Annotated in this window: 7 protein-coding genes; 3 read left to right on the forward strand and 4 right to left on the reverse strand. The window is 67.4% G+C overall.

What is annotated here, in order from left to right; translation table 11 throughout:
* Window positions 1-569 precede the first annotated feature (569 nt).
* Together rpoD and JHC36_RS05980 are read left to right on the forward strand one after the other, a co-directional pair.
* Window positions 570-2,957: an RNA polymerase sigma factor RpoD gene (gene rpoD, locus JHC36_RS05975; RefSeq protein WP_287917055.1), complete on the forward strand. Its 2,388-nt coding sequence runs from the start codon at window positions 570-572 to the stop codon at window positions 2,955-2,957.
* A gap of 134 nt (window positions 2,958-3,091) precedes the next feature.
* Window positions 3,092-3,370, forward strand: coding sequence for a hypothetical protein (locus tag JHC36_RS05980; protein ID WP_287917058.1), 279 nt, complete (start codon window positions 3,092-3,094; stop codon window positions 3,368-3,370).
* A gap of 91 nt (window positions 3,371-3,461) precedes the next feature.
* Here the strand turns inward: JHC36_RS05980 and JHC36_RS05985 are convergent, their stop codons facing one another.
* A complete protein-coding gene (locus JHC36_RS05985) occupies window positions 3,462-7,160 on the reverse strand; it encodes an indolepyruvate ferredoxin oxidoreductase family protein (protein WP_287917061.1) in 3,699 nt (1,232 codons plus the stop codon).
* A 121-nt stretch (window positions 7,161-7,281) separates the two neighbouring features.
* On the opposite strand from JHC36_RS05985, the gene JHC36_RS05990 reads away from it, so the two are divergent.
* Window positions 7,282-7,836 carry an Lrp/AsnC family transcriptional regulator gene (locus JHC36_RS05990; protein ID WP_287917063.1) on the forward strand — a complete coding sequence of 185 codons (555 nt, stop codon included), beginning with the start codon at window positions 7,282-7,284 and terminating at the stop codon, window positions 7,834-7,836.
* Window positions 7,837-8,076: 240 nt separating this feature from the next.
* On the opposite strand, the gene paaZ is transcribed toward JHC36_RS05990, so the two are convergent.
* From paaZ to JHC36_RS06005, 3 genes are all read right to left on the reverse strand, one after another.
* On the reverse strand, window positions 8,077-10,125 hold the full coding sequence (gene paaZ, locus JHC36_RS05995) for a phenylacetic acid degradation bifunctional protein PaaZ (RefSeq protein ID WP_287917066.1): 2,049 nt from the start codon (window positions 10,123-10,125) through the stop codon (window positions 8,077-8,079).
* 129 nt (window positions 10,126-10,254) lie between these two features.
* Complete coding sequence (locus tag JHC36_RS06000; RefSeq protein WP_287917069.1) at window positions 10,255-11,007, reverse strand: ABC transporter ATP-binding protein; 753 nt, start codon at window positions 11,005-11,007, stop codon at window positions 10,255-10,257.
* Window positions 11,004-11,099, reverse strand: a 96-nt coding sequence (locus JHC36_RS06005; RefSeq protein WP_503006915.1) for an ABC transporter ATP-binding protein C-terminal domain-containing protein, incomplete at its 5' end; no start/stop codon positions are given. The genes JHC36_RS06000 and JHC36_RS06005, both read right to left, overlap by 4 nt.

An 11,099-nucleotide genomic window follows, 5' to 3' on the forward strand; every position in this document is an offset into this window, starting at 1 on the left:
CTCGATCGCTTGCGCGCCTTGCACGAGCGCCGGCGTCAACTCCAGGCGGGGCTCGACGCCGTCGAATAGCCCGCGCCGAGCCCTTGAACCTAAATACGGCAGTTGGGCGCGCCCGGGCGGGCCGCCATCGGGCGCGCGGGCAAGGCGCAAACCGCAGACATGGCGGGTGCCATGGCGAGGATTTGCAACGCCGCCCCCGGGCCCGAGGGTGGCTTGACCGGGTGCGCAGCGCTCACCCGGGCGGTGAACCGCCTCCGCAACAAAAGCCATTGCAACAACAACACTTTGCATTCAGCGAGAAGCGGTCAACTGCCGGATTTAGGTTGAATACTTGCCGGATCGGATATACTTACCGGTTGCCTACGGCAAGAGCGACAGCAGCACCTCCGGGCCAGGCCAACCGCAGCCAGCGTCTACCGCGCTCGACCGGCCACCTTACCGCAAGGACTGCACGCCAAATGTTCGCCCACCATCTTGCCTCGAGTGCCGGCCCATGCGGGCTGGCGTGAACGCGCCGCTGCGTCCGTAGCGCCGCGCGCCGTGTGTAGTTTTGTGTTTCGAGGTTCCAGATGCCTGCTTCCACGTCGAAGAAACCGGCCGCGGCCGGGCATTCCATTGTGCGCGACACCCCGGCGAAGAACCCGCGAGCCGCCGCGGCGGCCGCCGGTGTCGCAGCCCCAAGCTCGTCTGAAACCATCGTTCGGAAAGTCGTTCCCGTGCCTGCATCCAAAACCCCTGCTGAAAAGTCTGCCAAGAAGAAATCTGCCGCTGCCGCCACCGCCGTCGAAAGACTCGACTCCGAACTGGCCGTGAGCGAAGCCGAAGCCCCTGCCCGCAAAAAACCGGGACGCCCGGCGGCCGCCAAGAAAACCACCGCCGCAAAGACGGGTGGCGCCAAACGCGGCCGCAAGCCCAAGGCCAAGGCGGGCGACGAGATCGGACTCGAAGAAGATCTCGACCTGATCGAAGTCGGAGAAGAGCTGATCGAGGAGACCGAAGTCGCGGCCGAGCCGACCGCAGAAAAGGTCAAGCCCCTGCGCATGAAGATCAGCAAGGCGAAGGAACGCGCCTTGATGAAGGAGTTCGGCCTCGACGAAACCGTGCTCTCCGAGGAAGACTTGGCCAAGCGGCGCGAGCGGCTCAAGAAGCTCATCAAGCTCGGCAAGACGCGCGGCTATCTGACCCACGGCGAAATCTCCGACCACCTGCCCGACAAGCTCGTCGACGCCGAGACGCTCGAGGTCGTGGTCAACATGCTCAACGACATGGGCGTGGCGGTCTACGAGCAGACCCCGGACGCCGAGACGCTGCTGCTGAGCAATGCGGCGCCGACCGCCGCCTCGGAAGAAGAGGCCGAAGAAGAAGCCGAGGCCGCGCTTTCCACCGTCGACAGCGAATTTGGCCGTACGACCGACCCGGTGCGCATGTACATGCGCGAGATGGGCACGGTTGAACTGCTCACCCGCGAGGGCGAAATCGAGATCGCCAAGCGCATCGAGGCAGGCCTGACGGCGATGATGGAAGCGATCAGCGCGTCACCCGCCACGATTGCCGAGATCCTTCGCATGGCCGAAGAGATCCGCGAGGGCAAGGTCGTCATCTCCACCGTGGTCGATGGTTTCGTCAACGCGAACGAAGCCGACGACTACGTTGCCGAGGAAGACTTCGACGAGTTCGACGAAGCCGACGACGACGATGGCAAGGGCGGCTCGAAGGCACTCACGAAGAAGCTCGAAGAGCTCAAGAACCAGGCGCTCGAACGCTTCGATCGCATTGCCGTGCTGTTCGAAAAGCTGCACAAGGTCTACGACCGCGAAGGTTGGGGCACCCCGGCCTACCAGAAGGCGCAGAAGGCGCTGTCGGACGAGCTCATGACCATCCGCTTCACGGCCAAGACGATCGAGAAGCTTTGCGACATGGTGCGCGCGCAGGTGGACGACATCCGCAAGAAAGAGCGTGAACTGCGCCGAATCATCGTCGAGCGGTGTGGTTACCCGCAGGAGCAATTCGTAGCCGAATTCAGCGGGCCGAACTCGCACCTGCTCGACCTGCAATGGATCGAGCGTCAAGCCGCTGCCGGCAAGCCCTGGAGCGCGGTGATGGCGCGCAACATCCCGCCGGTGCAGGATCTGCAGCAAAAACTCATCGACCTCCAGGCCCAGGTGGTCGTGCCGCTGCATGAGCTCAAGGACATCAACAAGCGCATGAACGAAGGCGAGGCCATGGCCCGCAGCGCGAAGAAAGAAATGATCGAGGCGAACCTGCGCCTGGTCATCTCGATCGCGAAGAAATACACGAACCGCGGCCTGCAGTTCCTCGACCTCATCCAGGAAGGCAACATCGGCCTCATGAAAGCGGTCGACAAGTTCGAGTACCGGCGCGGCTACAAGTTTTCGACCTATGCCACCTGGTGGATTCGGCAAGCCATCACGCGATCGATCGCGGATCAGGCGCGCACCATCCGCATCCCGGTGCACATGATCGAGACCATCAACAAGATGAACCGCATCAGCCGGCAGCACCTGCAGGAGTTCGGCTACGAGCCCGACGCGAGCGTGCTGGCCGAGAAGATGGGAATCCCGGAAGACAAGATCCGCAAGATCATGAAGATCGCCAAAGAGCCGATCTCGATGGAAACCCCGATCGGTGACGATGACGACAGCCACTTGGGCGACTTCATCGAAGACAGCAGCAACGTCGCGCCGGTGGATGCGGCGATGCAGGCTGGCTTGCGCGAAGTCGTCAAGGAAATCCTCGACAGCCTGACCCCGCGTGAGGCCAAGGTGCTGCGGATGCGCTTTGGCATCGAAATGGCCAGCGACCATACCCTCGAAGAGGTGGGCAAGCAGTTCGACGTCACGCGCGAGCGCATTCGCCAAATCGAAGCCAAGGCGCTGCGCAAGCTCAAGCACCCGAGCCGCTCGGACAAACTGCGCAGCTTCATGGACACACTCTGATACCGAAATTTGCAGGGTTGGACGGGATGCGGTCAACGCCCAGCAATACCCAGCCGTTGTCAGACCTGCATGGAGGTGCATCGCGCCTCCGGGCAAACCCACTGTATCCGGTCCAACTTTTCAAAGGATTGACCATGAAATTGAAGCTCGCTCTGCTCGCCCTTCTCGCTGGCTCTTCGCTCGTTGCTCAGGCTCAGGCTCCGGCCGCTGCCCCGGCGCGCGCCGAAGTCAAGGCCGAGGCCAAGGAAGCCATGAAAGCCGGTGAAGTCGCCACCGGCGAAAAACCCGCTCCGGCCAAGGCCGCCAAGTCGACCAAGAAGCGTGCGGAAGTCAAGGCTGAAGCCAAGGAAGCCGCCAAGGCCGGCACCATCCCTGCGGGCGAAAAGCCCGTGACCGGCGAAGCGAAGAAGTAAACCTTCTTGGCCAACGCCAAATCCAGGGCCTTCGGGCCCTTTTTTCTTGCCTGAAACCAAGGCGGCAAGCATTCCGGTAGTCGGCGCTGTCTCAACCTGCACGAGCAACCGGAATGCCGCGCAACTGGCCCGCTTGCGCGGCGCGCACCGGCGCGGGATATCGCTTGGGGTCGAAGCGGTGCAGCAGTTCGGCCTCGCGCAGCCGGGCCTGAGCGACTTGGGCCGCCTTCACATGTCCATAGCCGCGCAGGGACAGCGGCAGTGCGGCGATCTGCACCGCAAGATCCACACGCTTCGGGCTTCGAGCATCCGCGCCTTCGAGCGCGGCAAGGAGTTCGTCGACGCGTGCCTCGTAGTCGGCGAGCAGGCGGCGCTCCATGCGCCGCTCGGCGGTATGGCCGAAGGGGTCGAGCGGCGTGCCGCGCAGCCGTCGGCCCTGAGCCAGCAGGCGCAGCAGTGGCCGCACCCAGGGCCCGAAGCGCCATTTGCGCGGCGGCTGGCCGCCCCGGGCGCGCGCGAGCAGCGGGGGCGCGAAATGGTAGGTGAGCGTGTAGGACCCTTCGAATTGGGCCTCGAGCGCGCGCTCGAGGCTACCGTCGCTGTAGAGCCGCGCCACTTCGTATTCATCCTTCACGCTCATGAGCTTGAGGAGACTGCGGGCGTAAGTCTGCGCCAGCCGGCCTTCTCGGCCCACCGTGCCCCAGGCTGCCTCACGCGCACGCACGGCGGCGACGCGCTGGCGGTAGCGCTCGGCCCAGGCCGCGTCTTGGTAAGCGCGCAAATGGGCCACGCCGGCCTGGACATAGCCATCGAGGTCGAAGGCCGCCTCGGTCGCTGATCGCAGATCTGCGGCGGCACCTGGCGTGTGCGCGGCCACGCGCAGCGCTTCGAGGGCCCGCGCATCACCAGCGGCGAGCCGCCCGAGTGCGAAAGCGCGGCGATTGGCGTCGACCGCCACGGCGTTGAGCTCGATGGCGCGCTCGAGGGCCGCGCGGGATAAGGGCACCAGACCCCGCTGCCACGCAAAACCCAGCGCCAGGATGTTGGCCGTGACGGTGTCGCCGAGGAAGTCCTCGGCCAGCGCCTGTGCGTCGAAGGTCTGCACCCGCTCCTCGCCCGCCGCATGGCACAACTTGGCGAGCAGTTCGGGCACGTGCAGATCGGCATCGGGGTTACGCAAGGACTCGGCCACCGGAGTCTCGTGCAGGTTGGCCAGGATGCGGGTGCGACCGTGGCGCACGGTCTGCAGGGCTTCGGACGAGGCTGCCACCACCAGGTCGCAGGCCAGCACCGCGTCCGCCTGCTGCGTATCGATGCGCACTTGGTGGAGCCGCTCCGGCCGGTCGGCCAGGCGAACGAAGCTCAGCACGGCGCCACCTTTTTGCGCAAAGCCCATGAAGTCGAGTACGCTCGCGCGCTTGCCCTCGAGGTGCGCCGCCATCGCCACGATCGCCCCGACCGTGACCACGCCGGTGCCACCGACGCCGGTGATCAGCAGGTCATAAGGTGCCTGCCAGACATGCGACCCGGGCTCAGGCAAGGCGCGCACCGCGGCCTCGAAGGCGCTGGCCGCGGGGCCTGCCAATGCGCCGAGACTGCGCCGGATGCGCGCGCCCTGGACACTGACGAAGCTCGGACAAAAACCGTCGGCGCAGCGTTCGTCCTGATTACAGGCGGTCTGGTCGATGCGGCGCTTGCGGCCAAACAGCGCCGCCGACGGCCCGCTCGCGTCGGGCAGCACGGCGACGCAATTGCTTTGCACGGTGCAGTCGCCACAGCCTTCACACACCGCCTCGTGGATGAAGAGCCGCTGCGGCGCCTCGGCCAGCGCGCCTTTCTTACGACGGCGGCGCTTCTCGGCGGCGCAGGTCTGCTCGTAGATGAGCACGGTCACGCCTGGGGTGTCCCGCAGGCGGCGCTGCACCGCATCGAGCTCGCTGCGATCGGCAAAGGTGGTCATGGCCGGGAAACGGCTGCGCAAGCCAGCGTACTTGCCGATGTCGTCGGACACGACGGCAACAGCGCTGACGCCTTCGCTTTCGACCTGGCGCGCGATCGCATCGACGCTGATGCGGCCATCGACCGGCTGGCCGCCGGTCATCGCAACGGCGTCGTTGTAGAGGATCTTGTACGTGATGTGGGCGCGCGCGGCGACCGCTTGGCGGATCGCCAGCGTGCCCGAGTGGTAAAAGGTGCCGTCGCCGAGGTTCTGAAAGACATGGGGCACGCGCGTAAAGCGTGCATGCGAGACCCAGTCCACCCCTTCGCCCCCCATCTGAATCAGGCCCGCGGTGCTGCGGTCCATCCAGTTCGCCATGAAATGGCAGCCGATGCCCGCGCGCGCGGTGGAGCCCTCGGGCACCACGGTGCTGGTGTTGTGCGGGCAGCCGGCGCAGAAATACGGCAGCCGCTTGACCGTGTCGGCGGCGTTTGAGAGCAGCTCGGGCACCGTGAAGTCGCGCACATGCTGTAGATGGTCGTTGAAGGTGGCTGCGTCGGGGAAATGCCGTTGCAGCCAGTGCGCGAAGATTTCGATGAGGCGCGAGGGGCGCAACTCACCGGTGGCGGCAATGAGCGGCGCCCCCTGTCGGTCGTGCTTGCCGACGATGGCCGGGCGCGCCGACGGCGGCGCGTTGTAGAGCAAAGCCCGCAGTTGCTGCTCGACCACGGGCGCTTTTTCCTCGACGACCAAAATTTCCTCGAGCCCCTCGGCAAAGGCACGCAGCCGCGTCGGCTCCACCGGCCAGGCCAGGCCCACTTTGTAGAGGCGCACGCCTGCGGCCGCGAGCTGCGCGAGGCTGATGTCGAGCCGCCGCAGCACCTCCATCAAGTCCAGGTGCGCCTTACCGCAGGTGACGATGCCCAGCCGCGCCTGCGGCGCCTCGATGACCATGCGGTCGATGCGGTTGACGCGCGCAAAGGCCGCCACCGCCTCGAGCTTGGCTGCGAGCCGCGTCTCGATCGCCAGCGAGGGCAGGTCGGGCCAGCGGTAATGCAGCCCATCGGCGGGCGGCGTATAGCCGGTCGCGGCGCGCACCGCCTCGGGGCCGACCCAGGCGCGCACACGCGACTGCACCGCGTCGAGGTCCACCGTACCGGCGCTCTCGACCACCTCCGAGAGCGCCGCCATCGCCACCCAGGCGCCCGAAAAGCGCGACAAGTCCCAGCCGTAGAGCCCGAACTCGAGCAACTCGGCGACGTTGGCCGGCTGCAGCACCGGCATGTGGAAGGCGGCAAACAGCGCATCGCTTTGATGCGGCATGGACGAGGACACGCAGCCGTGGTCGTCCCCGGCCACCACCAGAACACCGCCGTGGGGGGAGGCGCCAAAGGCATTGCCGTGCTTGAGCGCGTCGCCGGCGCGGTCCACACCCGGCCCCTTGCCGTACCAGAGCGCAAACACCCCGTCGGCCGTGCGCTCGGGGTCGGACTCGACGCGCTGCGTGCCGAGCACCTGCGTGGCCGCCAGTTCTTCGTTGACGCCCGGCACGAAGTGCACGCCCGCCTCCTCGAGCCGGGTGCCGGCCTTCCACAAAGCCTGATCCAGCCCGCCGAGCGGCGAGCCCCGGTAGCCGCTCACGAAGCCGCGGGTGTTCCAGCCCGCTGCTGCGTCGCGCGCGCTCTGCATTCGCAAGAGACGCACCAGCGCCTGGGTGCCGCTGAGAAACACCACGCCCTCGTCGGCCCACAGCGCGTCGTCCAGCCGATAGCCAGGGCGTTGCAAAGGCGGTGCTTCAGCGATGCGGTCCGATGCGCTTTCGCACGGTGCTGGGGCCGGATGGGTGAACATGGCGCAGCCTCCTCGAGGGGAACGGTGGAGGCGCCAGTTTCTGCGCACGCCCGGAGAAACCGTTTGCTCTTTTTGCCAAGATCGGCATGATTACGACCGAATTTCTTCTCAAACAGCCCCGATGAGCGAAGTATTCACCCTAGACGCCTGGAGCCTGCGCATCCTGCAGGAGCTGCAGCGCGACGCGCGCCAGACGCTGCAGCAAATCGCCGACGCGGTGGGCCTCTCGCCCACGCCCTGCTGGCGGCGCATCAAGGCCATGGAAGACGCGGGCGTGATTCGCGGCTACAGCGCGCTGGTGGACCGCAGCCGGGTGGGGCTGTCTTTGCTGGTCGTCGTCGAAGTCAATCTGGCGGCGCACACCGAGGAACTGGTGCGCGGCTTTGAACGCGCCGTCGCTGCCGAGCCGGCCATCGTGCGCTGCCTCTCCACGACCGGGCAGGCCGACTACATCCTCACGGTGATGATGCCCGACATCGCCGCCTATGAGCGCTTCCTGCACGCCACTCTGTTCAAGCTGCCCGGCGTGACGCATGTGCGCTCGAGCATCGTGCTCAAAGAAATCAAGGCCGATGTCCGCCTGCCGGTGGCTGCGCTGGCCAGCGAAGCAGCCGCCCCGAGCACCCAAGCCCATGAGCGGCGCGCGCGCACCGCCCGTGGAGGCCCCAAAAGCTGACTTTTCAGCCAAATCGGCTGGATGCCGGCGTGAATCGGTGCGATTGCGCTATCGAAACAGGACTATTGGAGCCGCCTGAGGCAACACCGAACAGTTTCCGTGATGGCGCGCGCTCGGCCGCGGGATGGGATGCGAGGCGCAAACCGCAGCCATAGCCGCAGCGATGGCGAGGATTTGCTTTCGACGCAGACTGCCCGCAGCTGGGATGCGCGACGCGCGGGGGACTCGTTCAGCGTTGCCCTACCTTTCCCGCTTGGCCACCAGCGTCAGGATGTCGTAGCTCGCGACCAGCTCGCCGTGCTGGTTCGTCACCTGCACGTCCCAAGCCACCACGCCCTGGCCGCGGCCTTGGGCGTCGGCCTTTTGACGGTCGATCTTGCGTTTGGCGGTGAGTTGCACCTGAATGCTGTCGCCGATCGCCACCGGCTTGACGAAGCGCAGCGTGTCGAGCCCGTAGTTCGCGAGCACCGGGCCGGGCTCGGGCACGACGAACAGGCCCGCCGCATCCGACAGCACCAGGTAGCCGTGCGCGATGCGCTGGCCAAACGGGCTGGCCTTGGCCGCTTCGTCGTCGAAGTGCATGTAGAACAGGTCGCCGGTGAGCTGGCCGAAGGCGTGCACATCGGCGTCGGTGATGACGCGGCTGGGCGTGGTGAGCGACTCGCCGATCTGGATGTCCTCGAAATGGCGGCGGAACGGATGGGTGCCGGTTTCGATGCGACGCGCGCCGCGCACGTATTCACCGGTGACGGCGGCCAGCATGCTGGGCGAGCCCTGGACGGCTGCGCGCTGCATGAAGTGGCGCACCGCGCGCAGGCCGCCGAGCTCCTCGCCGCCGCCTGCGCGCCCCGGCCCGCCGTGTTTGAGCACCGGCAGCGGCGAGCCGTGGCCGGTGGATTCGGGCGCGGCTTCGGCATCGAGCACATGTACGCGACCGTGCAGCGCGGCGAGCGCGCCGACCATGCGCGCGGCGGTCTGCGGCTCGCGGGTCACCAGGGTGCAGACCAGGCTGCCGCGGCCGCGGGCGGCCAGGGCCAGCGCTTCATCGAGGCCGTCGTAGGGCATCAGCGTGCTGACCGGGCCGAAGGCTTCCACGTCGTGCGCGGGGGCGTCGCCCAGCGGCGCGCGCTCGAGCAGCAGCGTCGGCGGGAAGAAGGCGCCGTCGGCCGTACCCTCGCCCACCGGCGCGAAGCCGCTGCCGCCGTCGAACATCACCTCGGCGCTGCGGCGCAGCAGGGCGACGCGCTCGGCCACGTCGGCCACCTGCGCGTGCGAGGCCAGCGGCCCCATCTTCACCCCCTCGACCGCGGGGTCGCCCACGACGACCTTCGCCAGCCGGGCCTGCACACGCTCGACCAGCGCGTCGAGATGTGCGCGCGGCACGATGGCGCGACGAATGGCGGTGCACTTTTGCCCCGCCTTGACGGTCATCTCGCGCACCAGCTCCTTGACGTAGAGGTCGAATTCGGGGTCGTCGGGCGTGACCTCGGGCGCGAGGATCGCCGCGTTGAGCGAGTCGGCCTCGGCGTTGAAGGGAATGCTGTGGCGAACCAGGTTGGGGTGCACGCGCAGCTTCGCTGCGGTGTCGGCGCTGCCGGTGAAGGTGACCACATCGCGCTCATCGAGCTGGTCGAGCAGGTCGCCGGTGGAGCCGATGACGAGCTGCAGCGCGCCCTCGGGCAGGATGCCGGACTCATTGATCAGCCGCACCAAGGCTTCGGTCAGATAGCTCGTCGCCGTCGCGGGCTTGCCGATGCAGGGCATCCCGGCCAGAAAGCTCGGCGCAAACTTCTCCAACAGGCCCCAGACCGGGAAGTTGAACGCATTGATGTGCACCGCGACGCCGCCGCGCGGCACGAGGATGTGGGTGCCGGCGAACACGCCTTTCTTGCCCAGCGGCAGCGCCGGGCCTTCGTGGATGAGGTTGCCGCTGGGCAGTTCGGCCGAGCCGACGCTGGCGTAGGAAAACAGCGTGCCGGTGCCGCCTTCGATGTCGATCCAGCCGTCTGCGCGGGTCGCGCCGGTCCAGGCCGAGACGGCGTAGAGCGCTTCCTTGCGTTCGTTGAGGTATTTGGCCAGCGCCTTCAGCCGCGACGCGCGCTGCTGAAAGTCGAGCGCCAGCAGTTTGGGCAGCGCGACGCGCCGCGCATAGTCCATCGCTTCGGCGAAATCGGCCGCCTCGGCATGGGTGTAGGCCACGGTCTGGCCGTTGACCGCATGGCGCAGCGCCTGCGCGGGCGTGGCGCCGCTCCAGCGGCCGGCAAGGTAGCTCTGCAGAACTTGGCTCATGGTCATTCCTTTTTTGATAGCAAAAACCCAGGGTTTGACGCCGGGGTTTGAGGGAAAAACTTCAAAATATGTCGCAGCAGCGAGGCGCAACGGCACGCGCGCACAGCACGCGCACGGCACGCGGCACCGTCAAGCCGCCTGCGCCTTGCCGCCGAGGCCGAGGTAGGTGTCGATGATGCGGCGGTCGTGCAGCAGATCCTGCGCCTCGCCGCTGAGCGCGACGGCCCCCATCTCCAGCACATAGGCGCGGTCGGCCACTTGCAGCGCGGCGCGGGCGTTTTGCTCGACCAGCAGCACCGACACACCATGCGTGCGCAGCGAGGCCACCACGTGCAGCACCTCGCGCACGATCAGGGGTGCGAGGCCCAGCGAGGGCTCGTCGAGCATCAGCAGCCGCGGCCGGCTCATCAGCGCGCGGCCGATGGCCAGCATCTGCCGCTCGCCGCCCGAGAGCGTCGCCGCCATTTGCGCGCGGCGCTCCTTGAGGCGCGGAAAGATGGCGAACACCTCCTCCATGCGGCTGGCCTGGTCGCGCAGGCCGCGGCGCCAGCGCGCGAAGCCGCCAAGCAGCAGGTTGTCCTCGACCGACATCTCGCCGAACAGCTCGCGCTTCTCCGGCACCAGCGCCACGCCGCGCGCGACCATGGCCTCCACGCTCGGGCGGTCGATGCGCTCGCCCGCGAGCGTGAGCACCCCGCGCGAGGGCAACAAACCCATGCTCGCGTTGAGCAGCGTGCTTTTGCCCGCGCCGTTGGGGCCGATGACGGTGACGATCTCGCCCTCGCCCACGCGCAGGTCCACGGCGTGCACCGCCTCCACCGCGCCGTACGAGACGCTGAACTCGCTGAGCTCGAACAGCGCCAGCCCGTTGCCCGCGCTCATGCCGCACCCCCGAGGTAGGCGTCGAGCACGCGCGGGTCGGCCTGCACCTGCGCGGGCGTGCCCTCGGCGATCACCGTGCCGAACTCGAGCAC

The organism is Tibeticola sp., assembly GCF_022759015.1.
Lineage (GTDB): Bacteria > Pseudomonadota > Gammaproteobacteria > Burkholderiales > Burkholderiaceae_C > Tibeticola > Tibeticola sediminis.